Source organism: Streptacidiphilus melanogenes (genome assembly GCF_000787835.1).
GTDB lineage: Bacteria > Actinomycetota > Actinomycetes > Streptomycetales > Streptomycetaceae > Streptacidiphilus > Streptacidiphilus melanogenes.
Window position 1 is genome coordinate 147816 of the sequence record NZ_BBPP01000011.1, and the last position, 23861, is coordinate 171676.

General features: G+C 72.5%; 21 protein-coding genes and 1 pseudogene. 10 read left to right on the forward strand and 12 right to left on the reverse strand.

Features of this window, described 5'->3' with window-relative positions:
- Positions 1-131: 131 nt before the first annotated feature.
- From tdh to TR49_RS15275, 5 genes are all read left to right on the forward strand, one after another.
- On the forward strand, positions 132-1163 hold the full coding sequence (gene tdh, locus TR49_RS15255; RefSeq protein WP_042381913.1) for an L-threonine 3-dehydrogenase: 1032 nt from the start codon (positions 132-134) through the stop codon (positions 1161-1163).
- A gap of 52 nt (positions 1164-1215) precedes the next feature.
- A complete protein-coding gene (locus TR49_RS15260; protein WP_042381916.1) occupies positions 1216-2409 on the forward strand; it encodes a glycine C-acetyltransferase in 1194 nt (397 codons plus the stop codon).
- Between the two features lie 195 nt (positions 2410-2604).
- Entirely contained in the window at positions 2605-3516 is a 912-nt protein-coding gene (locus TR49_RS15265) for a LysR family transcriptional regulator (protein ID WP_042381917.1), read from the forward strand.
- Positions 3517-3759: 243 nt separating this feature from the next.
- Positions 3760-4335 (forward strand): MarR family winged helix-turn-helix transcriptional regulator, encoded by a 576-nt coding sequence (locus tag TR49_RS15270; protein WP_042382077.1) that lies wholly within the window; start codon positions 3760-3762, stop codon positions 4333-4335.
- 25 nt (positions 4336-4360) lie between these two features.
- Positions 4361-4762, forward strand: a complete 402-nt coding sequence (locus TR49_RS15275) for a hypothetical protein (protein ID WP_042381920.1) — start codon at positions 4361-4363, stop codon at positions 4760-4762.
- A gap of 4 nt (positions 4763-4766) precedes the next feature.
- On the opposite strand, the gene TR49_RS15280 is transcribed toward TR49_RS15275, so the two are convergent.
- The 10 genes from TR49_RS15280 to TR49_RS15325 all read right to left on the reverse strand — a co-directional run bounded on the left by TR49_RS15280 (position 4767) and on the right by TR49_RS15325 (position 15035).
- Entirely contained in the window at positions 4767-5489 is a 723-nt protein-coding gene (locus tag TR49_RS15280) for a gamma-glutamyl-gamma-aminobutyrate hydrolase family protein (RefSeq protein WP_268874082.1), read from the reverse strand.
- Positions 5486-6976 carry an aldehyde dehydrogenase gene (locus TR49_RS15285; RefSeq protein WP_042381923.1) on the reverse strand — a complete coding sequence of 497 codons (1491 nt, stop codon included), beginning with the start codon at positions 6974-6976 and terminating at the stop codon, positions 5486-5488. Before TR49_RS15285 ends, TR49_RS15280 begins: the two co-directional genes overlap by 4 nt.
- A 101-nt stretch (positions 6977-7077) precedes the next feature.
- Complete coding sequence (locus TR49_RS15290) at positions 7078-8538, reverse strand: APC family permease (RefSeq protein WP_042381925.1); 1461 nt, start codon at positions 8536-8538, stop codon at positions 7078-7080.
- A 216-nt stretch (positions 8539-8754) separates the two neighbouring features.
- A complete protein-coding gene (locus TR49_RS15295) occupies positions 8755-9399 on the reverse strand; it encodes a TetR/AcrR family transcriptional regulator (protein WP_042382080.1) in 645 nt (214 codons plus the stop codon).
- A gap of 47 nt (positions 9400-9446) precedes the next feature.
- Entirely contained in the window at positions 9447-10292 is an 846-nt protein-coding gene (locus TR49_RS15300; protein ID WP_042381928.1) for a fumarylacetoacetate hydrolase family protein, read from the reverse strand.
- Complete coding sequence (locus TR49_RS15305; protein ID WP_042381930.1) at positions 10292-11242, reverse strand: 3,4-dihydroxyphenylacetate 2,3-dioxygenase; 951 nt, start codon at positions 11240-11242, stop codon at positions 10292-10294. Before TR49_RS15305 ends, TR49_RS15300 begins: the two co-directional genes overlap by 1 nt.
- Complete coding sequence (locus TR49_RS15310; RefSeq protein WP_042381934.1) at positions 11235-12716, reverse strand: aldehyde dehydrogenase; 1482 nt, start codon at positions 12714-12716, stop codon at positions 11235-11237. The genes TR49_RS15305 and TR49_RS15310 overlap by 8 nt, the downstream gene beginning before the upstream one ends.
- A complete protein-coding gene (locus TR49_RS15315; protein ID WP_042381936.1) occupies positions 12713-13534 on the reverse strand; it encodes an acetoacetate decarboxylase family protein in 822 nt (273 codons plus the stop codon). The genes TR49_RS15310 and TR49_RS15315 overlap by 4 nt, the downstream gene beginning before the upstream one ends.
- Positions 13535-13586: 52 nt before the next feature.
- On the reverse strand, positions 13587-14843 hold the full coding sequence (locus TR49_RS15320) for an NAD(P)/FAD-dependent oxidoreductase (protein ID WP_174501578.1): 1257 nt from the start codon (positions 14841-14843) through the stop codon (positions 13587-13589).
- Between the two features lie 3 nt (positions 14844-14846).
- Positions 14847-15035, reverse strand: coding sequence for a ferredoxin (locus TR49_RS15325; RefSeq protein WP_042381938.1), 189 nt, complete (start codon positions 15033-15035; stop codon positions 14847-14849).
- A 309-nt stretch (positions 15036-15344) separates the two neighbouring features.
- Between TR49_RS15325 and TR49_RS15330 the strand changes: the two genes are divergently transcribed.
- From TR49_RS15330 to TR49_RS15345, 4 genes are all read left to right on the forward strand, one after another.
- Complete coding sequence (locus tag TR49_RS15330; protein ID WP_042381940.1) at positions 15345-16694, forward strand: glutamine synthetase family protein; 1350 nt, start codon at positions 15345-15347, stop codon at positions 16692-16694.
- Positions 16695-16711: 17 nt separating this feature from the next.
- Entirely contained in the window at positions 16712-17995 is a 1284-nt protein-coding gene (locus TR49_RS15335) for a cytochrome P450 (RefSeq protein ID WP_042381943.1), read from the forward strand.
- Between the two features lie 131 nt (positions 17996-18126).
- Positions 18127-18609, forward strand: coding sequence for a MarR family winged helix-turn-helix transcriptional regulator (locus TR49_RS15340; RefSeq protein WP_236653371.1), 483 nt, complete (start codon positions 18127-18129; stop codon positions 18607-18609).
- Entirely contained in the window at positions 18606-20381 is a 1776-nt protein-coding gene (locus TR49_RS15345) for an MFS transporter (protein WP_236653372.1), read from the forward strand. The genes TR49_RS15340 and TR49_RS15345 overlap by 4 nt, the downstream gene beginning before the upstream one ends.
- A 507-nt stretch (positions 20382-20888) precedes the next feature.
- On the opposite strand, the gene TR49_RS15350 is transcribed toward TR49_RS15345, so the two are convergent.
- Complete coding sequence (locus TR49_RS15350; protein ID WP_236653373.1) at positions 20889-21851, reverse strand: helix-turn-helix domain-containing protein; 963 nt, start codon at positions 21849-21851, stop codon at positions 20889-20891.
- A gap of 307 nt (positions 21852-22158) precedes the next feature.
- Between TR49_RS15350 and TR49_RS15355 the strand changes: the two genes are divergently transcribed.
- On the forward strand, positions 22159-22965 hold the full coding sequence (locus TR49_RS15355; protein ID WP_052434315.1) for a G1 family glutamic endopeptidase: 807 nt from the start codon (positions 22159-22161) through the stop codon (positions 22963-22965).
- Positions 22966-23058: 93 nt separating this feature from the next.
- On the opposite strand, the pseudogene TR49_RS15360 reads toward TR49_RS15355, so the two are convergent.
- Positions 23059-23861, reverse strand: a pseudogene (locus tag TR49_RS15360) (hypothetical protein); the annotation flags it as partial.

Below are 23861 nucleotides of genomic sequence, written 5' to 3' on the forward strand. Positions count from 1 at the left end.
AGAATTCCTCGATGGACCGCACCCCCTCCCACCAGGCACATTGGCGTTGCCCGGACCGGAACGCACCGTCGCGGGCCGTGCCGCGCCTCCCCACGCGGCCCCGTCTCCGCTACGCCTCAGGAGTCGCAGCTGTGAAGGCACTGGTCAAGAAGCACGCCGAGCCCGGCCTCTGGCTGACCGACGTCCCCGAGCCGGAGATCGGCCACGGCGACGTGCTGATCAAGGTGCTGCGCACCGGCATCTGCGGCACCGACCTGCACATCCGTAAGTGGGACGGCTGGGCCCAGCAGACCATCCGCACCCCGATGACCATCGGTCACGAGTTCGTCGGCGAGGTCGCCGCGATCGGCTCGGCGGTCGCCGACATCGCGGTGGGCGACCTGGTCAGCGGCGAGGGGCACCTGGTCTGCGGCAAGTGCCGCAACTGCCTGGCGGGCCGCCGCCACCTCTGCCGCAACACCGTGGGCCTGGGCGTCAACCGGGACGGCGCCTTCGCCGAGTACGTCGCGCTGCCGGCCTCGAACGTCTGGGTGCACCGGGTGCCGGTCGACCTGGACGTGGCCGCGATCTTCGACCCGTTCGGCAACGCCGTCCACACCGCGCTCTCCTTCCCGCTGGTCGGCGAGGACGTGCTGGTCACCGGGGCCGGTCCGATCGGCATCATGGCCGCCGCGGTGGCCAAGCACGCCGGCGCACGAAACGTGATGATCACCGACGTCAGCGCGTACCGCCTGGACCTGGCCCGCCAGGTCGGCGCCTCGCTGGCGCTGGACGTCTCGGAGCACACGATCGAGGAGGGCCAGCAGAAGCTCGGCCTGCGTGAGGGCTTCGACGTCGGCCTGGAGATGTCCGGCCGTCCCGAGGCGCTGCGCGACATGATCGCCAACATGACGCACGGCGGGAAGATCGCGATGCTCGGCCTCCCGGCCGAGGAGTTCCCGATCGACTGGGCCAAGGTGGTCACCTCGATGATCACCATCAAGGGCATCTACGGCCGTGAGATGTTCGAGACCTGGTACGCGATGTCGGTGCTGCTCGAGGGCGGGCTCGACCTGACCCCGGTGATCACCGGCCGGTACGCCGCGAAGGACTTCGACGCCGCGTTCGACGAGGCGGCCGCCGGCCGCTGCGGCAAGATCATCCTCGACTGGTCCACCGTCTGAGACCCGCAGACCACCCGCTGACGTCCACCGTCCGACACGCTTGAGGAGAGCCGTGTTCAACTCCGTCCGCCAGGACATCCAGAGCACCCTTGCCGAGATCACCGAGGCGGGGCTGTTCAAGCCCGAGCGGGTGATCGGCAGCCCGCAGAGCGCCGCCGTCACGGTCACCGGCGGCGGCCAGGCCGGTGAGGTGCTGAACTTCTGCGCCAACAACTACCTGGGCCTGGCCGACCACCCCGAGGTGGTCACGGCCGCCAAGGAGGCGCTGGACCGCTGGGGCTACGGCATGGCCTCGGTCCGCTTCATCTGCGGCACCCAGGACGTGCACAAGGAGCTCGAGGCGCGGCTGTCCGCGTTCCTCGGGCAGGAGGACACGATCCTCTACTCCTCCTGCTTCGACGCCAACGGCGGCGTCTTCGAGACCCTGCTGGACGAGCGCGACGCGGTCATCTCCGACGCGCTCAACCACGCGAGCATCATCGACGGGATCCGGCTCAGCAAGGCCCGTCGCCTGCGCTACGCGAACCGCGACCTGACCGAGCTGGAGACGCGGCTCAAGGAGAGCCAGGACGCCCGCCGCCGCCTGATCGTCACCGACGGCGTCTTCTCGATGGACGGCTACGTCGCCCCGCTGCGCGAGATCTGCGACCTGGCGGACCGCTACGACGCGATGGTCATGGTCGACGACTCGCACGCGGTCGGCTTCGTCGGCCCCGGCGGCCGCGGCACCCCCGAGCTGCACGGCGTCATGGACCGGGTCGACATCATCACCGGCACCCTGGGCAAGGCGCTGGGCGGCGCCTCCGGCGGCTACGTCGCGGCCCGCGCCGAGATCGTGGCGCTGCTGCGCCAGCGCTCCCGCCCGTACCTGTTCTCCAACTCGCTCGCCCCGGTGATCGCCGCCGCGTCGCTGAAGGTGCTCGACCTGCTGGAGACCTCGCACGAGCTGCGCGAGCAGCTGCGCGCCAACACCGCGCTGTTCCGCACGAAGATGACCGAGGTCGGCTTCGACGTGCTGCCCGGCGACCACCCGATCGCCCCGGTGATGGTCGGCGACGCGGCCAAGGCCGGCCGCCTCGCCGAGCTGCTGCTGGAGCGCGGCGTCTACGTCATCGGCTTCTCCTACCCGGTGGTCCCGCACGGCCAGGCCCGGATCCGGGTCCAGCTGTCCGCCGCCCACTCCACCGAGGACGTCGAGCGCGTCGTGGCCGCCTTCGTCGCCGCCCGGGAGGAACTGGAGGCCTGACGGCCGGGCGCTCCCGCCCGCCGACCTCGCGCCCGCCGAGTCCGTCGCACCTGGTCCGCGCTGCCCGGTCTTCGGCCGGGGGTTGCCGTGGGCCCGCCACGGCTGAGCGGGCCTGGACCGGCTGCTGGGAGCGTCGGCTCTGCCGGGCATCGGCTACCGCGTCGGCCACCCGCTCTCCGCTGGCAGAATGGATGGGTGATCGACGCGAGACGCCTGCGGACCCTGCGCGCCGTGGCGGACCACCGGACGGTGACCGCCGCGGCGGCTGCGCTCTACCTCACCCCGTCGGCCGTCTCCCAGCAGCTGGCGGCGCTGGAGCAGGAGACCGGGCACGCGCTGCTCACCCGGGACGGCCGCGGGGTGCGGCTGACCGCCGCGGGTGAGATCCTCATCGGCCATGCCGACGCCGTGCTGGCCCAGCTGGAGCGCGCCGAGGCGGACCTCGCGGCGTACGCGAGCGGCGCCCGCGGCACGGTGACGGTCGCGTCCTTCGCCACCGGCATCGCGCTGGTGCTGGCCCCGGCGATCGGCGCGCTGGCCGCCAGTGCCCCGGGAATCCGGCTCAAGGTCCTGGACGCCGAGGGCGACGCCAGCCTGCCGATGGTCCTGGACGGGCAGGCCGACCTCGCGGTGGCCGTCGAGTACCGCGGCGCACCGCGCGCCGACGACGGCCGCCTGGCCCGCTTCCCGCTCTACGCGGAGCCCTTCGAGGCGGTGCTGCCGCTCGACCACCCCCTCGCGGCGGGCCCTGGGCCGGTCGCGATGGCCGACCTCGCCACCGAGACCTGGATCGGCCCCTACCCCGGCAACCCCTGCCACGACGTCGTCCTGCTCGCCTGCGAACAGGCCGGCTTCACCCCTCGTCTGGTGCACTCCTCGGACGACTTCAGCGCGGTGGTCGCCCTCGCCTCGGCCGGCGCCGGCGTCGCCCTGGTCCCCCGCTCGGCGCTGCGCGGCACCGACCTCTCCCGCGTCACGGTCCGCGCGGTCGACAGCGCGGCCGCCACCCGCCGCGTCTTCGCCGCCATCCGCGGCGGCGCCGAACACCACCCCCTGATCCATCCGGTCCTCGCCGCCCTGGAGACCACGGCGGCGACCCTCGCCTGACGGCCGGTCCTCACGCCCGGGCGACCCCAGCGGAACCCTCCCCTGCGCGGGCCGATTCGTCGCAGGTCGACGGGGTAGTCGCGGGATGCGGGCTCCCCGACCTCGCGGCTCGGAGCGTCCGTGTCGCGGGGCCCGAGCTCCCCCCTCCCGGGCCCCGCGGCCCCGTCCCGAGGGGCGTACCGCAGTGCCGGAGCACTCCCGGAGCCCGTACAATTTTGGCTCCGAACGATGGGAGTGTGGCGGGTGCCTTCGGAGCGTTCCCTCAGCGAGGCCGAGAAGCTGGCCGAGGCCAGGCTCGGCGGGATACCGCTGCGGCGTGAGCAGATGGCCGTCGTCGCGAACATCTACCGGGCCGCGTCCGCGGTGCGGCAGCACCTGGAGAACTCCGTGCTGCGCGAGGCCGACCTGACCTGGACGGCCTTCGTGGTGCTCTGGGTGATCTGGATCTGGGGCGAGTCGGAGACCCGGAACGTCGCCGAGGAGGCGGGCATCTCCAAGGGCACGCTCACCGGCGTGGCCCGCACCCTGGAGTCCCGCGGCCTCATCTCCCGCGCGGGCCACCCCAGTGACGGCAGGCTCGTGCTGCTGGACCTGACGCCGCAGGGCCGCGCCCTGATGGAGCGGGTCTTCCCGGCGTTCAACGAGGAGGAGGCTTTCGTCACCAGCCGCCTCAGCGACGAGGAGTGCCGCCGGACGGCCGACGGCCTGCGCGAGGTCGTCCTCCAGGTCGAACAGCACGGTGAGGAACGCCGGTTGACTCTTCTCGACGGCCAGACCCCCGCCCCGCGCCGCAGCGGCCGCCGCCCGAAGCGCGCCTGACGCCACTTTCCGGGATAGGAGCGCAGTGACCGACGTCCTGCTCGTGAGGTACCAGCGGACCACCCCCAACCTCCGCGGCCACCACCCCGGCGTCTTCGCCATGGTCAACGGACTCGCCCACGCGGGCCGCCTCACCGAGGAGCAGTACCGGTTCTGGCGAGAGGGCAACGCCTGGTTCGAAGCGGCCTACACCGACCCGTCGACGGTGGACCCCCAGGTGTACGACCGCGAGCTCCACCCGGGCGCGGCCTCGTGGTTCAAAGCCACCGCCGTGGAACTGATCGAGCGAGCCGGCGGCTACCTCGCCATCCTGGACGCCCACGGCGTCGCCTACGAACGCGTCGAGTCCACCGCCCCCGGCAGGATCGTCTACGAGGACGAGCACCAGGTCGTGGTGACGCCATGGACGGACGCTGTCGGCTCCTAGCGGGCTAGGCGCTTCGGACCAGGGCGTCGAACAGCCTTTGCTGGGAGGGGTCTTCGGCTGCGGTGTCCTCGGGGTGCCACTGGACCGCGAGGAACCAACCGGCCGGGTCCCGCAGTTCGAGGGCCTCGATGGTGCCGTCCGCGGCACGGGCGGTGACGGTGAGGCCGGAGCCGGGGCGGTCCACGCACTGGTGGTGGTAGCAGGAGCCGTCCAGCTTGTCCGCGCCGACCGCGTCGGCGACGCCCGAGCCGGCGTCGAGGGCGATCGGGTGGACCAGGTGGCGGTGGTCGCGGCCGGGGCCGCCCATGTCCTGGTGGAGCGTGCCACCGAGGACGGTGTTGACGACCTGCAGTCCGCGGCAGATCGCCAGCATCGGCATGCCCGCGTCGAGGGCGTAGCGGGCGACGGCGAGGTCGAAGCCGTCCTGCTCGTCGTCGACGTCGTAGACGCTCGCGTGGATCGAGGCGTCGCCGTAGCGGCGCGGCGCGAGGTCACCGCCGCCGGGCAGCAGCACGGCGTCGAACGCGCCGAGGCGGGCGGCGACCTCGTTGGGGTCGGCCTCGCCGCCGGGCGCGTGGGGGTGGATGGTCACCGGTTCGCCGCCGGCCCGCCAGACGGACTCGACGAGCGCGCGGGCGTTGACCTCGGCGGCCATGCGCAGCGCGGAGGTGGAGGCGGAGAACCGCGCCGGCACGGCGATCAGCGGACGGGCGAAGACGTGGTTCACAGCTGGATCCAGGTGGTCTTGAGTTCGGTGTACTTCTCCAAGGCGTGCGCGGACTTGTCGCGCCCGTTGCCGGACTGCTTGACGCCGCCGAAGGGGACGGTGAGGTCGCCCTCCTCGTAGCAGTTGACCCAGACTGTTCCGGCGCGCAGTGCGCGCGAGACGCGGTGGGCGGTGGCGAGGTCGGCGGTCCAGAGCCCGGCCGCCAGGCCGTAGTCGGTGGCGTTGGCCAGCGTGACGGCTTCGTCGACGTCGTCGAAGGTGAGCACGGAGAGCACGGGCCCGAAGATCTCCTCGCGGGCGAGCCGCATGGAGGGGTCGACCTGGTCGAAGACGGTCGGCTGCAGGAAGCTGCCCGTCTCGGTGGCGACGCGGCCGCCGCCGGTGCGCAGCCGGGCACCCTCGTCGATGCCGGTCGTGACGTGGTCGAGGACGCGGCCCAGATGGGCCTCGCTGACCAGGGCGCCCATCTCGGTGGCGGGGTCGAGCGGGTCGCCGACCCGGATCTCGCGGGCGCGGCGCACGACGGCGTCGACGACCTGGTCGGCCACGGAGCGATGCACGAGGAGCCGGGAGGGCGCGGTGCACATCTCGCCCTGGTTGAAGAAGATGCCCCAGGCGGCGGTCGCGGCGGCGCGGTCGAGGTCGGGGGCGTCGGGCAGGACGATGTTGGGCGACTTGCCGCCGAGCTCCAGCCAGACGCGCTTGAGGTTGGAGTCCGCCGCGTAGTGCAGGAACTGGCGGCCGACCTGGGTCGAGCCGGTGAAGGCCAGCACGTCGACGTCGGGGTGGAGGCCGAGCGCGCGTCCGGCGGTGGGGCCGTCGCCGGCGACGACGTTGAGCACCCCCGGCGGCAGTCCGGCCTCGGCGGCGAGCCGGGCCAGCAGCAGGGCGGAGAGCGGCGAGGACTCCGAGGGCTTGAGCACGACGGTGCAGCCGGCGGCGAGCGCCGGGGCGATCTTCCAACCGGCGAGCGTCAGCGGGAAGTTCCACGGCACGACCGCGCCGACGACCCCGGCGGCCTCGCGGGTGACCAGGGCCAGGGCGTCGGGGGCGACGTGCGGGGACTCGTCGGTGACCTTGTCCGCCAGCTGCCCGTACCAGCGGAAGGTGGTGATCGCGGCGCGCAGCTCGATCGCGTAGGCGTCGCTGATCGGCTTGCCCATCTCCAGGCTGACGGTGAGGGCGAGCTCGGCGCGGTGCAGTTCCAGCAGGTCGGCGAGGCGGATCAGGACGCGGCCGCGTTCGGCGGGGGCGAGGCGGGGCCAGGGGCCGGAGTCGAAGGCACGGCGCGCGGCGGCGACGGCGGCGTCGACCTCCTCGGCGCCCGCGTCGGCGACCTCGACGAGCACGCGTCCGTCGCGCGGGGAGACGACCTTGAAGGTGGCGCCGCTTCCGGGCTCTTCCTTGCCGTCGACGAAGTGGGCCTGGGGCGGCCGCAGTTCGCGGGCGCGTCGCACCCACTCCTGATGCGTGGTGGTCTCGGACATCCGCTCGTCCTCCTCGTGAGCTGCGGCGACACGGTTCTTTGGGTTCAAACGTCAAGGGGATGGGTGTGCGCTGCGAAGCGCACACCCAGGGGGGTTGCCGACTACGCGACGGTGCGGCGACGGCCGCGCGTCAGCCGGGACACCACCGCGCCCACGGCCAGAACCGCAGGGACGGCGACGACCAGCCAGGTGGCGGTGGCCTTGCTGCCGCCGATCAGGGTGGTGAAGTTGGCCAGGATCAGCCAGATCGCGCCGCCGAGGCCGAGCGCGCCGAGGATCGGTGCGACGAGGGTGTTCCACAGCCGCTGGTCGAGCCGCGAGCGACGGAAGAAGACGATCACCGACACCGAGGTCAGCAGGTAGAGCAGCATGCAGGCGAGCACGCCCACGCCGCTGAGCCAGGAGAAGAGCGTCAGCACCGGGTCCTTGCCCAGCACCGCGAACGGGACGACCAGCAGCACGGCGATGCAGGTCTGCACGCAGCCCGCGACCCACGGCGCGTGCCGGCCGTTGAGGGTGCGCAGGCGGCGCGGCAGCAGGCCGTCGCGGCTGAGCGAGAACAGGTAGCGGTTGGCGGAGTTGTGGAAGGCCAGGATTCCGGCGAAGAGCGAGGTGGCCAGCAGCACGGGCAGGACGGTCCCGGCCCAGCCGCCGAAGAGGGCGGCGATCGGCGCGAAGACGAAGCCGGTGCTGTCGCCGCCGTTGACGGCCTTGGTGGCGGCATCGGCCACGTGCGAGGCGCCGTAGGAGGAGACCAGCATCCAGGAGATGAAGGCGAAGAAGCCGGTGATCACCGTGACCGAGAGGTAGGTGGCCCGCGGCACGGTCTTGCGCGGCTCGCGCGCCTCCTCGCCGTAGATGGCGGTGGCCTCGAAGCCGAACATCGACGCCACCGCGAACATCAGCGCAACGCCGGGGGCGCCCTTGAGGGCGGCGCTGGGCGAGAAGCTGTGGGTGAAGTCGAGGCCCTGCGGGCCGCCGCCCTTGAAGAAGGTCACCAGGGCGAAGGCGGCGAGGATGCTGGACTCGGCGATCACGAAGACGGCGAGCACCTTGGCGCCCATCTCGATCCCGGTCGCGCCGAGCACCTGGACCACGGCCATGGTGGCCAGGGCGAAGAGCCACCAGGGCAGGTTCGCCCCGGTGTACTGGGCGACCAGGCCGCTGACCGTGGCGCCGTAGAGCCCGTACATCGCGGCCTGCACGGAGCAGTAGGCGAAGAGCGCGACGGCGGCGCTGCCGGTGCCGGTGGCATGGCCGAGGCCCTTGCCGATGTAGGTGTAGAAGGCTCCGGCGTCGACAACGTGGCGGCCCATGGCGACGAAGCCGACGGAGAAGAGCAGGATCATCGCGCCGACCGCCGCGTACGCGGCCGGGGCGCCGGCGCCGTTGCCGAAGGCGATGGCGATGGGGACCGCGCCCGCGATGCCGGTGAGCGGCGCCTGCGCGGAGAGGACGAAGAAGAGGATGCCCAGGACGCCGAGGGCGTTGGGCTTCAGTTTGCCCGTGGCGGGGGCGGTTTCCTGGGTGGTGGGGTCGGCTACGACCGTCGGAGAGTCCACTCGGATCACCTGCTGGGGAGGAGGCTACTGTTTAGAGCCAAACGAGTTGCCTCATCCTGAGGCGGAATTATCCACTTGGCAAGGGGTTCGGGGCGGTGGATTTCCGGTCGGCGGTCAAGATCTGGTCACGGCCGATGGGTGCAAAGGTATGCCCCCAGGGGCATACCTCAGCGTACCGGCAGGCCAGGACAAACCGGACAGAAGTGCGCAGGCGTCTCAGTCGGCGGACGGATCGGGCGCGCCCGTGTCCCCGTCCGCGGCGTCGAGCAGCCGCAGCAGGGAGCGCAGCCGGGCGATGGCGGCCTCGGTGGTCTCCGGCCCGCCGAAGACCAGCTGGTGCAGCACGAGGCCGTCCAGGGCGGCGAAGACGAGCCTGGTCAGGCCCTCGTCCGCGCCGTGAGGGAGGATGCGCGCAAGCTCGCGCCGGGTCGCGTCGAAGTACTCGTCGTACAGGCCGCGCACGTGCCCGAGCAGTTCGGGGCGGCGGCGGGCTTCGAGCAGCAGCTCGTACTGGAACGCCTGGGTGTCCGGGTCGGAGCTGACCATCTCCGAGACGCCAGCGGAGAAGTCCGCGACGCTTCCGGTGCCGGTCTCCAGCGCGCTGATGGTCAGGCTGGTCCGGACGGTGTGCGCGAGCGCCTCCTCGATGAGGGCGTCGCGCGAGCCGAAGTGGTGCACGACCAGGCCGTGGGTGACCCCGGCCTCCTCCGCGACGGCCCGGTAGGTGAGCTTGCGCAGCCCGCCCCGGGCCACCACCCTGACGGCGGCGTTCAGCAGCGCCTCACGCCCGGTGCCGTAGTTGACCGCCTTGCGCGCCTTACGGGGCTTGCGCGGCTCGCCCGCCTCGTCCGTCTCCGTCATGCCGGTGACCTTAACAAGGCGGGCCGACGCGCGGCCGGACGCCATGATCAGCGCTTCGGCGGCCGGACGCCCCGGAACTCCCAGTCGCCGCCGAGCGCCGTGGAGAGGACCTCCTCTGACTCCGTCGGCTGCGCACCGACGTCGCTGCGGATCGGGGTGGGACCGGTGACGATCCGGTTGCTGAGCCGTCCGAGGCCCTCGACCTCCACCTCGACCAGATCGCCCGGCTGGACCGGGCGCGAGTTGGCCGGGGTGCCGGAGAGCAGTACGTCGCCCGGGTACAGCGTGATGGTGCGGGCGATGTCGGCGACGAGGTAGTGCATGTCCCACTCCATCTCGTCGGTCGAGCCGTCCTGCACCACCTCGCCGTTGACGTAGGTGCGCAGCGACTTGCCGCGGAAGTCCCAGTCGGTGACCAGGCCGGGCCCGAGCGGGCAGAGCGTGTCGGAGCCCTTGACGCGCAGCATCGAGCCGGCGTCGGTGTCGCGGAAGTCGTGCAGGCCGTAGTCGTTGGCGACGGTGTAGCCGGCGATGTACTCCCCCGCCTCGGCCGGGGAGATGTTGCGCGCGGTGCGGCCGATGACGATGGCGACCTCGCCCTCGTAGTTGAGCCACCTGCAGCCCTCCGGGCGCACGACCGCGCCGCGGTGGGAGTTGAGCGAGGAGGTCGGCTTGTGGAAGTAGGTCGGCGCCGGGCCGAGGCCGATCTGGAACTCGTCCACCCGGCTGCGGTGGTTGAGGTGCACGGCGATGATCTTGCTGGGCACGACCGGCGGCAGGTGCTGCGCGTCGGCGGTCTTCACCCTGCGGCCGTCCGCGGCAACGAGCTCCTCGCCCTCTCGGACGACCTGGACGGCGGCGCCCTCCAGCAGGATGCGGCGGTATTCGGGCATCAGAATCCCTCCCCGTGGGGGTCGACGTGATGGTGGGGGTCGTGGCGGACACCGCCGCCCCGCGGTGCGGTCCAGCCGGCCGCGGGCCGGTCGAACCAGAGGTGGACCTGGCCGGTGCCGATGGAGTTCTCGTACTCCCCGTACTGGCGGCCGGGCGCGGTGCAGGCCTGCTCGCCGAGCGCGCCGGCCATCATCAGGTAGTGGAAGAAACGGGCCTCCGGCTTGAACCGCCAGAACTCGTCCATGGTGTCGAGCACCCGGTCGTGGCGGCCTTGCCTGAACCACTCGATCCGCTGCAGGTCCGCCTCGCGGGCCTGCGGGGTGAAGATGTGCCGGGTGTCGCTGGACTCGTGGTCGCGCAGCTCGCGCAGCGGCCAGAAGGTGTGCGAGAGCGCGCCGGAGGCGATCAGCAGCACCCGCCGTCCGGGCGTGGCGGCGATGCCGTCGGCGAGTGCGCGGCCCAGGCGGAGGTGGTCCTCCATGTCCCCGGTCTGGCAGACGCCGATGGTCACCCAGCGCTTGTCGGGCAGGCCCTCGCCCAGGTACTTCCACAGGTTGATCGTGGCGTAGTAGACGGGCAGGTAGGCGTCGTCGACCGCGGTGATCCAGGTGCCGTGCTTCTCCGCGAACTCGGCGATGTTCGCCGCCAGTTCGGGGTCGCCCGGGTAGTCGTAGGGCATCCGGGACATGCCGCGCGGCAGCTCCTCGGAGGTGAACAGCCCCGCGCGCCGGTCCTGGGCGGTGACGACGAACTCGACGGTGGTGGCCCAGTGCGAGTCCAGCACCACGACGGTGTCGTAGTCCTCGCGCTCGAAGACCTCGCGGCGCAGCTGCTGCAGGCCCGTGACGAGGGTGATCTCCCGGCCCTCGTTCAGCTCCCGCCGGGTGGCCTCCGGCAGCACGATGGTGGGGACGTGGGCCAGCAGGCCCGCACCGACGATCTCACCCATGCTCCACCGATCCCTTCCGGTCCCAACCCTTGGGCGCCGTCACGGTGTTCTTGACGTCGCAGTAGAAGTCGAAGCTCCAGTTCCCGCCCTCACGGCCGACGCCGGAGTGGCGGGCGCCGCCGAAGGGCGCCTGGAGGTCGCGGACGAAGAAGCAGTTGACCCACACGGTGCCCGCGACCAGCTGTGCGGTGACCCGCTCCGCCCGCTCGCGCGAGCCCGTCGCGACGGTGGCGGCCAGTCCGAAGCGGGTGTCGTTTGCGAGCGCGACGGCCTCGGCCTCGTCTGCGAAGGTCTGCAGCGTGAGGACCGGTCCGAAGACCTCTTCCTGCACGATCTCGCTGCCCTGCGCCACGTCGGTCAGCAGCGTCGGGGCGTAGCACTGGCCGTCCCCGCGGTGGCCGCCGATGACGGCCCGCGCGCCCGCCTCCACCGCCCGCTGCACGAAGCCGTCGATCTTCTCCAGCTGGCGCGGGTGGATGTTGGGCCCGATGTCGGTGGCCTCGTCACGCGGGTCGCCCTGGACCAGCCGCGCGGCCCGCTCGGTGAACCGTCGCGTGAACTCCTCGGCCACCGAGGCCTCGACGAGGAAGCGGGTGGCCGCCAGGCAGACCTGGCCCGCGTTGTCGTACTGCTCGACGGCGAGGTCCACCGCCAGGTCGAGGTCCGCGTCGGCGAAGACCAGCAGCGGCGACTTGCCGCCCAGTTCGAGGCTGAGCGGGGTCAGGTTGGCGGCGGCCGAGGCGGCGATGCGCCTGGCCGTCGGGACGGAGCCGGTGAAGCTGATCCGGCGCACGTCCGGGTGGGAGGTGAGCGCGTCGCCGATCTCCGCGCCGTAGCCCTGGACGACGTTGAGGACGCCGTCCGGCAGGCCCGCCTCGGCGGCGATGTCGGCCAGCAGCGAGGCGGTCAGCGGCGACCACTCCGCGGGCTTGAGCACCACCGTGTCCCCGGCCGCGAGGGCGGGCGCGACCTTCCACGTCGCCAGCATCAGCGGCGCGTTCCACGGCGTGATCAGCACGCACGGGCCGGCCGGGTCCCAGGAGACGTGGTTGGTGTGGCCGCGGGTCTCGAAGTCCTCGTGGTCGAGGGAGAGCAGCCAGTCGGCGAAGAAGCGGAAGTTGTGCGCGACGCGCGGCATCACGCCGCGCCGGTGCGAGCGCAGCAGCGCGCCGTTGTCGTGGGTCTCGACCTGCGCCAGGTCCTCCAGGCGCTTCTCCACGCCGTCGGCGACGGCGTGCAGGATGCGGGCCCGCTCGGCGCGGGACGTCGCGGCCCAGGCGGGGAAGGCGGCCTTGGCGGCGGCGACGGCCGCCTCCGCCTCGGCGGCGCCGCCACGGGCGATATCGCCGAGCAGGGCGCCGTCGATCGGCGAGTGGTCGGGGAAGGTCCCGGCGGAGGCGACGCGGCGGCCGCCGATGAAGTGGCGCGTGTCGACCTCGACGCCTGCCACGGTGGTGAGATGACGGTCGCTCATGCCGGCTCCTCCTGAAGGACCGTGGTGGTGTCCGAGGCGAGCAGTCGCCCGCCGTCCCAGGTCACGCCGACCTGGCGGTAGTAGGCGCCGATCGGCTCGCGGATCTCCAGCCGGGCCAGCTCCTCGGTCGGAGCATCGAAGAGCTCCAGCTCCGCGTCGGCGGCCCAGGCCTGTCCGCCTTCGAAGGCGGCCGCGCCGGACTCGACGAGCTCGTCCAGGGCCAGGCCCTTGCCCTTCTCGATCGACGGCAGCCAGCGGTGGTGCGCCATGGGGTGGCCGTTGACGAAGCCGTTGGTCCCGGACGGTTCGCGCAGCGTCACGACCGCCTGGGCGAGCCGCCGGTCGGCGGCGGCGAGGGTCGCCCCGAAGCGGGCGCCGGCCTCGATGCGGGGCGCGGGGCCGAACGGGTGCGGGCGGGTCATCTGGATCGAGCCCAGCTTCTTCGGGTAACCCTGGTGCAGCCCACGGGCGATGGCGAAGTCCTTGTCGACCCAGATGTGGACGCAGCGCGAGTACGTCCGGCCCTGGTAGGAGCAGCGGACGACGGCGAACGCCTCCTTGTACTGGGACCGCACCGGGTCCAGCAGCTCCTCACGGCTGTCGGAGCAGGACTGCCAGTCGGCCCAGATCAGCGCGACGGCGCCTGGGTCCTCCTCCGCCAGCTCCAGTGGCTCGGGGAGCAGTTCGCGGACCCGCGCAGGATCGGTTCGGTACTCGATGGTGAGCAGGTCGCCGGAGTAGTGCCACGGCGGCGAGGGGATCAGCGAGGAGCGGCCCGAGGCGCTCTTGGGGTGGAACCAGCCACGCAGGGCGGTCATGTGGACTCCTTCTGGGGAGGACGCGTCAGCGGGGGGCGGCGCTCGGGGCGCTTCAGGAGGCGGTGAGGGCGGGCTGCCGCAGCAGCTCGGCGCGGTAGCGGACCGCCGCACCGGCGGCGGCGCGGCCGCCGAGGGCGACGACGCCGACGAGACGGCCGTCGCGGTGGTAGCCCATGACGACGTCGCCGCTGGTGTCGCCGTCGAGGACGCGGACGTCGCCGGTGCCGAGCACGGGCGCGCCGAAGGACTGGAGGCGGAAGTCGTGCTGGTCGCTCCAGAACGTGGGCAGCGGGGCGAAGGGCGCGGGTCCCGCGGTCTCGCCGACGAGGTGGGAGACGAGCGTGCGAGCCGCGTGCTTGGCGGTGTCGCCGGGGATGCACCAGTGCTCGACGCGGCGCGGGACGTTGTCGTAGCGCGGGTTGGGGAAGCGGGCGACGTCGCCGACCGCGACCACGTGCGGCAGGCCGCCGACGCGCAGCTGCTCGTCGGTGAGCACGCCGTCGCTGAGGTCGAGGACGTTGCCCGCCAGCCACTCGGTGTTGGCGACGGAGCCGACGGACTCCACCACCACGTCGGCGGGCAGCTCGGTGCCGTCGCCCAGCAGGACGCCGGTCACGCGCTCGTCGCCGGTGAAGGCGGTGACGCCGGTACCGAGGGCGAAGCGGACGCCGCGCTCCCGGTGGCGGCGGAGCAGCTCACGGGCCGTCACCTCGCCGAGCGGGCGCAGCATCGGCAGCGGCTCGGGGTCGACGACGGTGACCTCGGCCGCGCCCAGCGCGACGGCGGTCGCGGCGACCTCGCAGCCGATGAAGCCGGCGCCGACGACGACCACGCGAACGCCCGGGCGCAGCAGTTCGGTCCGCAGCCCTTCGGCGTCGGCGAGGGTGCGCACGGTGTGCCGGCCGACCGTGGGCCCGGGGCAGCGCAGGCGGCGCGGGCGCATGCCGGTCGCGACGACGAGACCGTCGAAGGCCAGCCGCTCACCGGCGCCCTCGGTGCCTTCGGCGTCGACGCGCTCCAGCTCGACCCAGCGGTCGTCCAGGTCCGCCCCGGTGACGCGGGTGCCGAGGCGCCACTCGACGTCGGCGACGGAGTCGCGCAGCGCGAAGGCCAGCGACTCGAACGGCGCCCTGCCGGCGAGCACCTCCTTCGACAGCGGCGGGCGGTTGTACGGGAGATGGGGCTCCTCGCCGACGACGGTGATCGACCCGAGCCATCCGGCGGCGCGCAGCTGCTCGGCGGCACGCAGTCCGCCCATGGAGGCCCCGGCGACCACGATCCGGCCGGTCAGCCCAGGGAGCTTGATCATCGTCTAGGCCTCGATCCGGATGGCCTGGAGCGGGCAGACGTCGGCGGCCTCCTCGACCTCGGCGCGCAGCGCCTCGTCGGGCTCGCTGACGTAGGCCAGGCGGCCGGCGTCGTCGAAGCTGAAGACGTCGGGGGCGGCGAAGACGCACTGACCGTGGTCCTGGCACTTGTTCATGTCGACGACGACCTTCATGGCCGGTCCTCCTAAAGGCGCGAGGGGAGGGTCCCGGCAGCCGACCGCGCCGCGGCCGACTGCCGGTTCCTTGCCAACGGGGCTGGGGGTCGCCCCGAACTCGTTTGGCTTCAAATAAGCTAAGTCGGCCGAGGGGTCTGGTCAATAGCTATCCAGGTGGATAAATTTCTTCTCGTCACCTCTTGCGACTTCCACGAACGACACTTAGCGTTTGAGGCCAAACGACAGACGCCGGCGTCCCACGCCCCCTGTCGCGGGACCTGCCCCCACTCCCCTGCACCCCGCTCTTGCCCGCCCCAGGAGGCATCAGTGAGCGCATCCCCCTCCCCGGAGCTCAGCGCCCGGCTCCAGCAGCTGGCCGCGCAGGGCGTCGACGTCGTCCGCGTCGTCTACCCCGACCTCATCGGCACCGACCGCGCCCGCGACGTGCTGCTCGACCACCTGCCCACGGCCTGCGAGCACGGCCTCGCCTTCTGCCGGGCCGTCTACCACACCAGCCCGCTCGGCCATGTGGTCCCCGTCCCCGGCGGGCTCGACGCGGGGCTGCCCGACGTCACCGTCCGGCCCGACCTCGACACCCTCGTCGCGCTCCCCTGGGAGCCCGGCGTCGCCGCCTGCCTCGGCGAGGTGACCGACCCCGCCACCGGCGCCCCGGCCCCCGAATCACCGCGCGACCTGCTGCGCGGCGTCCTCGCCCGCTGCGCCGAGCAGGGCCTGCGGCCGGTCGTCGGGCCCGAGCTGGAGTACTTCCTGTGCACCCAGGGCCCCGACGGGAGCTGGCGGCGCTACTCCGAGGTCGAGGGCGTCGTCTACACCGCCGGCCTGCGCGCGGACCCGGAGAACCACCTGCTGCGCACCCTGCGGCAACTGCGGGAGCTGGGCATCGGCGTGCTCTCGGGCAACCACGAGTTCGACGGCGGCCAGTTCGAGATCAACCTGACCCACTCCGAGGCCCTCGACGCGGCCGACCGGGCGTTCCGCTTCAAGAGCGCGGTCAAGGAGCTGGCCCGGCTGGAGGGCAAGCTGGCCACCTTCATGGCCAAGCCCTTCAACGGCTCCGGCGGCTCAGGCTTCCACCTGCACCTGTCCTGCACCGACGCCGAGGGCGCGAACATCTTCGACGACCCGGCCGGGGCGTTCGGCCTCTCCGCCACCGCCCGCCACGCGATCGCCGGCATCCTCGCCCACGCGCCCGCGCTCGCGGCGCTGGCCAACCCGACGGTCAACTCCTACAAGCGCTTCGGCCCGGACACGCTCGCGCCGTGGCTGATCGACTGGGGTCTGGACAACCGCAGCGCCATGGTCCGCATCCCGCCCGAGCGCGGCTCCGGCGCACGCCTGGAACTGCGTCTGGGCGACGCGAGCGCCAACCCCTACCTGCTGATCGCCGCGACCGTCGCCGCCGCCCTGCTCGGCGTGCAGGCCGGCGAGGAACCCCCGGCGCCGCTGGACGGCTACGGCTACGACGTCAGCCGCTCCGCCGTCCTGCCGACGAGCCTGCCGGACGCGCTGGACGCCCTGGAGGCGGACGACGCGCTGACCGAGCTGCTCGGCAAGGGGTTCACCACCTCGTTCCTCGCCTACAAGCGCCACGAGATCGACCGCTTCCAACGGCACGTCACCGAATGGGAGTTCGACGAGTACGCCTACCATCTCTGACCCACCTGGAGCCTCCCGTGACCATCCTCCCCCTCGACTCCGTGCACGTGCCCCTGCCGCTGGACCAGGTGGACCTCGCCGACCTCGACAACTTCACCGACGGCGTCACCCCCTGGCGCATGTTCCACACCCTGCGCCACCAGGACCCCGTCCACTGGCAGCCCGAGCCCGAGCCCAACTCCGGCTTCTGGGCCGTGACCCGCCACGAGGACATCGCGCGCGTCGACCGCGACGCCGAGACCTTCACCTCCACCCGGTTCGTGAACCTGGAGGAGCTGGACGACGACCAGATCAAGAAGCGCGCCTCCATCCTGGAGCTGGACGGCGTCCGCCACCGCGCGATGCGCAGCGTGCTGCAGCGCCAGTTCGGCCAGAGCACCATCAACCAGTACGCCGACTTCCTGCGCGGCCTGACCGCGACGACCCTGGACAAGGCGCTGGCCAAGGGCAGCTTCGACTTCGTCGCCGACGTCTCCGCGGACTTCCCGATCAACGTGCTGGCCCGGCTGCTGGACGTGCCGCCGGAGGACAACCAGAAGCTGATCAACTGGGGCAACCGGATCATCGGCAACACCGACCCGGAGTACGCCGACGTGCTGCTGGAGAGCGAGGAGAGCGAGAAGTACCGCGACCTGCCGTTCCGCTCCCCCGCCTCGCTCGAGGTCTTCGACTACGGCCGCGAGCTGGCCCGGCAGCGCCGCGGCGGCAGTGGCACCGACCTGGTCTCCCGCCTGGTCAACGAGACCCCGCGCGACGGCGTCCCGCTCAGCGCCCAGGACTTCGACAACTACTTCCTGCTTCTGGTGGTCGCGGGCAACGAGACCACCCGGCACACGATCAGCCACTCGATGCTGGCCCTGATCCAGCACCCCGAGCAGCTGGCCCGCCTCCAGGAGGACCCCTCCCTGATCCCGGTCGCGGTCGAGGAGTTCCTGCGCTGGGCCTCCCCCGTCTACCACTTCCGCCGCACCGCGACGCGCGACGTCGAGCTCGGCGGCAAGACCGTCCGCGAGGGCGAGAAGGTCGTCATGTGGTATGCCTCGGGCAACCGCGACGAGAAGGTCTTCGGCAACCCCTACGACTTCGACGTCACCCGCGCCGACAACGACCACGTCAGCTTCGGCAAGGGCAGCCCGCACCTCTGCCTCGGCAACCTGCTGGCCCGCACCGAGATCCGGATCATGTTCGAGGAGCTGATCCCGCGCCTCTCCTCGATCCGCCTGACCGGCGACGTGCCGCGGGTGCGGTCCAACTTCGTCAACGGGATCAAGAAGCTGCCGGTGGAGGTCACCCTCGCCTGACCTGCAGCCGCCGGTGGTTCGGCCGGACACGCCCGAGAGGCGTGTCCGGCCTTTCTGCTGTCGGGGCTGCCTTCGAGGCGACTTCGAGAGGGGGGGTAGTTACATCAGACTGATTAATCTAGTGTAAGTATGTGACCACCATCCCGACCCCCGCGCACACCGAACCAGCCCAGCCCCCCGAGCCGCTCGAGCACGCCTCGGAACTGGCCGTGGCCCTGCGGCTCAGCGTCGGGCGGGTGGCTCGGGCGCTGCGGCAGGCCCACGCCGTCGGCGACCAGACACTGTCGGAGGTCTCGGTACTGGCCCGGCTGGACCGGGACGGCTCGATGTCGCCGGGCGCGCTGGCCGCGTGCGAGCGGGTCCGTCCGCAGGCGATGGCGACGACGCTGGGCGGCCTGGAGGACCGCGGGCTGGTCAGCCGCCGCCAGGACGCGACGGACGGGCGCCGCCAGGTCGTCTCGCTCACCCCGGAGGGCCTGCGCTTCCTGGCCGACCGGCGCTCGGCCTCACTGCAACGGCTGACGGCGGCCGTCAGCACCTCGCTCTCCCCCGCCGAGCAGCAGCAACTTCTCGACGTCATGCCCCTGCTGGAACGAATCGCGGAGCAGCTGTGATATCCGAGCAGAACCCGGCCTCAGGCGCGAGCGCCGTCAGAAGCGAGCGCTACAAGTGGGTGGCGCTGTCCAACACGACCCTGGGCGTGCTGATCGCCACGGTGGACGCCTCCATCGTGATCATCTCGCTTCCCGCCATCTTCCGCGGCATCGGCCTGGACCCGCTCTCCCCCGGCAACATCGGCTACCTGCTGTGGATGATCCTCGGCTACACCCTCACCACCGCCGTGCTGGTGGTCGCGCTGGGACGGCTCGGCGACATGTTCGGCCGGGTCAGGATGTACAACCTCGGCTTCCTGGTCTTCTCCGCCGCCTCCCTCGCCCTCTCGCTCGACCCCCTGCACGGGGCGAGCGGCGCGCTCTGGCTGATCGGGTTCCGCATCGTGCAGGCGGTCGGGGGCTCGATGCTGACGGCGAACTCCGCCGCGATCCTCACCGACGCCTTCCCCGCGCGGCAGCGCGGGATGGCACTCGGCATCAACCAGATCACCGCCCTGGCGGGCATGTTCCTCGGCCTGCTGGCCGGCGGCGTGCTCGCGGCGATCGACTGGCGCGCGGTGTTCTGGGTCAGCGTCCCGATCGGCGTCGTCGGCACCTTCTGGTCCTACCGGAGCCTGCGCGAGGTCGGCACCCGCAAGCCGGGGCGGATCGACTGGATCGGCAACATCACCTTCACGGCGGGCGCGGCCTGCCTGCTCGCGGGCGTCACCTACGGCATCCAGCCCTACGGCGGCCACTCCACGGGCTGGACCAACCCCTGGGTGATCGCGGGCCTTGCAGGCGGCGTGAGCCTGCTGGCCGTGTTCTGCTTCGCGGAGACCCGGGTCGCCGATCCGATGTTCCAGCTGAGCCTGTTCCGCATCCGCGCCTTCGCGGCCGGGAACATCGCCGCGCTGCTGATCGCGATCGCGCGCGGCGGCATGCAGTTCATGCTGATCGTCTGGCTCCAGGGCATCTGGCTGCCGCTGCACGGCTACAGCTTCGAACGCACCCCGCTGTGGGCGGGCATCTTCATGCTGCCGCTGACCGTCGGCTTCCTCATCGGCGGCCCCGCCTCGGGCTGGCTCTCCGACCGCTACGGCCCCCGCTTCTTCGCGACCACCGGCCTGCTGCTGGTCGCCGGGTCCTTCCTCGGCCTGGTGGCGCTCCCGGTTGACTTCTCCTACGGGGCCTTCGCGGCGCTGCTGTTCGTCAGCGGCCTCGGGCAGGGGATGTTCTCCGCGCCCAACACCTCGTCCGTCATGGGCAGCGTGCCCGCCGGGCAGCGCGGGGTCGCCTCCGGCATGCGGTCGACCTTCCAGAACTCCGGCACGGCCCTGTCCATCGGCCTGTTCTTCTCGCTGATGGTCGTCGGCCTGTCCGGCTCGCTCCCGCACACGCTCAGCAGCGGCCTCCAGGCGCAGGGCGTCCCGGCCGGGACGGCCGAGCAGGTTGCCGGACTGCCGCCGGTCGCCACGCTGTTCGCCACATTCCTCGGCAACAACCCGATCGGCCACCTGCTCGGACCGAGCGGGGTGCTGCACACGCTGCCCGCGCAGAGCGTGCACACGCTGACCGGCAACCGGTTCTTCCCCGAGCTGGTCTCCACCCCGTTCCACCACGGCCTGGTCACCGTCTTCGGCGCGGCGGCCGTGATGGCGCTCGTCGCCGCCGTCGCCTCGCTGCTGCGCGGCAAGCGCCCGGCGCCTGCGGCGGGCAGCGCCGCGGGCTCGTCGACGGTCCCGACCCCGGCGGACCAGGGCGGCTCCGCGGGGGTGGGGACCGGGCACTGACCCGACGTGGCGACCCGCGACGGTGCAGCACACCGCCCGGCCACACCCCCCGGACAGCTCACCCGGCGGCGCCCGTCGCACCCGCGGCGCGCTCCCGGGCCAGCTCCGGCAGGACCGCGGTCACCCGCCGGCCGCCTGCCGTCGTCGCACCAGCTGTGACGGCGCCCCCCAGCGCGGTCACCTGCGACAGCAGCAACCGACCGTCGACGGCCGTCTCGTCGTCGGGGACGAGGGCGGCCAGCGCGCGCCGGGCGCGCGCTGGCCGAGCTGATGTCGCCGGGCAGGGCAAGCGCGGCGGATACGTGGTCGGACATGTGGTGACCCCTCGACGGGTGCGGCCCCCGCGTCCTCCAGCCCAGCAACGCCGGGGTCGCTCCGGGATCGGCCATCCGTTCATCCCTCGTCGTCCGAAAGGACGACCCCTCGGCCGCGCCGTGCACGTGTGCGACGCGCCGGCCGAGGTCCGACCCGGCGCGCCAGTCCGGTTCTCCCCGGCGGTGGGAGCCCTCACTCCCACTCCCATCGGATACCGAAGCGTCCCGGCCCCGCCCCCAGGGCGACGGCGTGCACCGTGCAGGCCCGGTCCAGTCGCAGCAACCGCTCCTGCGGAGGGGTCTGGACCGCGGTGGAGCGGAACACGTGGCAGCTGCGGGGCTGCGCGGCGGGGTCGAATCGGACCTCGAGCAGACGTTCCCTGATCCGGCGGTTCAGCCGGGTGCCGAGCCGGGAGACGGGCGGCCCGGCCGGGGCCCAGTGGGCGGTGTACTCGACGATGACCGACTCGCCTCGCACCAGCGGCCGGTCGAAGAGGATCTCGGCCGCCAGCAGACCGTGGTCCACCGCGTGCACGACCGTGCCCAGGCGACAGGGGCCGGCGACCTCCACCTCCGGCGCGGTCGCGGCGGGGTCGGCCCGCAGAACGGCGATCCAGCGGTCCGCTCCGTCGCCTTCGGCCCGCAGCAGGCGCCGGTTCCACAGGGAACGTTGACGGCGTTCCGCGTCCACGTTCAGGCGGCTGTGGCAGCTCAGCCGGCTGAGGGTGAGGTCCCAGCGGGTGTCCAACGCGTGCCACAGGCCCGGGTCCTGACCGTCCCTTGTCCAGACCTCGGACAGGGGCGTGCCGCAGGACGCCGCCCCGGTACGGCGTCCGCGCGGCCGCGGCGGGCCGAGGAGGGCGGAGAGCGCGCCCGGCGGCTGCCGCAACACCTCCTCGACGGCAGCGAGCGCGACAAGCGACCTGGCCCGCTCGGGGCGGCAACGGCCGTTCTGCCAGAAGCTCAGCGTGGCCACCGACAGCGTGATCCCGCGGGCGCGAAGCCGGTCCGCAATCCGTTCCAGGGTCAGACCCCGCTCTGCGATGGCCTCGCGGAGCGCCACGTCGAAGTCGAAGGGCCCTCCGGACCGGTCATCCGTCCTCGGCCGTGCCTCGGAACCGCCCGACGTCGTCAGGGCTTGCGGGGTGAACAGCACGGCCTTCCTGCTCCCTGTGTCAGCGGGCTCCTCGAGCCCTTCTCGCCACTCCCCCGCCCGAGGTCCGCGACAGCGGCGCCAGCGGCACCGCCGTCCCAGGATCTTGAGCAGACGTTACCCAGGCGGAGCCGTCGCAACCTGTGAATTCACGAGGCGGAACCCGCTTGGGACACCGCTTCAGTTCTCTCAAAACTGAACGCCCGGACATGCCTTGTCAGGGCCATGGGCAACACCTGACGCTGGGTCCGCCGCGGAGATCGACACCCCCACCCGCGGCTTCGGTCCCCTCCACATCCAAGGAGCTCCCATGCCCATGAGGCGTTCGGTCCGGCTGCTCACCATCGCCGTCGGCGTCGGTGCGGCCGCACTGTCCACCCCGGCGTTCGCGGCCGCCCCCACGGCCGCCCACTCCGCTCCCGCACAGCTCAGCCAGGCGATCGCCGGCCACGAGAGTCACGCCTTCCACGCCGTGCGCCGGGCGACGACCAACGCCGCCGTCCAGTCCACCAACTGGTCCGGCTACGCCGCGACCGGTTCCACGGGGGCGTTCAAGTCCGTGTCCGCCTCGTGGGTCCAACCGTCCGTCAGCTGCAGCTCCACCACGACGTACTCCTCCTTCTGGGTGGGGCTCGACGGCTACAGCAACTCGGCGCTGGAGCAGACCGGCACCGAGGCCGACTGCATCGGCGGGCGGGCCACGTACGGCGCGTGGTGGGAGGTGCTGCCCGCGTCCGAGAGTGCGTACTCGGGCGTCACCGTCGCAGGCGGCGACTCGCTCACCGCAACCGTCACCGACAACGGGAACGGCACCTTCACGATGACGCTGACCGACAGCACCGAGGGCTGGAGCAAGTCCACAACGGCCGCCGGGAGTTCGGGCTACCAGGACAGCTCGGCCGAGGTCATCGCCGAGGCCCCCGAGGTGAACGGCGGCATCGCCAAGCTGGCCAACTTCGGCACCGTGGCCTTCACGAACTCCACCGCCGGTGGTCAGGCCTTCGGCAACACCTCGCCCACCGAGATCACCATGGTCAACAGCGCGGGGACCAAGGTCCGCGCGCAGCCGGGATCGATAGCGGGCGGCTCCTTCGCCGACACGTGGAAGTCCAGCTGACCTGAGCGGTCCGCGGGTTCCGCTCCTCGACCGCGCGCCTTCGCGGTCGGAACGCGGAACCCGCACGGCCGGACCCGGCGTCCGGCCGCCGACTCAGCGTCCCCGACGGCGTAGCCCCGTCCGCTCGGCGAGTTCCGCCAACCGGGCCTCGACCACGGGCAGGCGGACGCCGGCGGCGGGCACCGCCCGGCACAGCGCCAGCAGCGCGGCCCCGTGTCGCAGCGCCTCGTCGCGCGGCAGCCGACCCCAGATCGCCACTGCGTTGTCGACAGCAGTTGCCAACTCCGGTGCCTGGCCCGGAAGGTGCCACAGGCGCAGGCGAGCCGCCTCAATGAGGCGCTCGGTCGCCCCTCCCAGATCCGCCGTGGCGAGCGCGAGCTGGGCCTGCGCCTCCGCGACGTCGGCCAGCTGCGGCGCTCGCGGCCCCTGGTGGCGCAGCAGCATCCGTTCCCAGTCGGCGATCAGGTAGGCGGCACGAGGGAGATCACCGCCGTGCAACGCCGCGGCGATGGTGGGACGCGGGTCCCTCCCGTCCGGGACGGTGGGCAACGCGGGAGCAGGCAGTGTCGGGACGGGGACCGCGGAGGCGAGGGCGCCTGGACTTGTCGCCCGCTCCAGCGGCTCCGGGACCTCCCGGGGCAGCGCCGGCGACGCGACCGGCGCCGGCACGACCCGAGTCATGGGGGCGGGATTCGGGACCGTCGGCACCAGAAGAGCGGCTGCGGGAGTGGCCAGGACCGCGCCGGCCACCGGTGCGGACGGACCCGGCGAGGGCCGAACCTCCACCTCGGCAGCCGGGGCCGGAACCGCCCGGACGGCGTCCGCGGGGACCGGCCCCGGCTGCGCACGGTCCGCCGCGACGCGCACGCCCCCAAGGTTCGGAGCCTCCGCCCCGG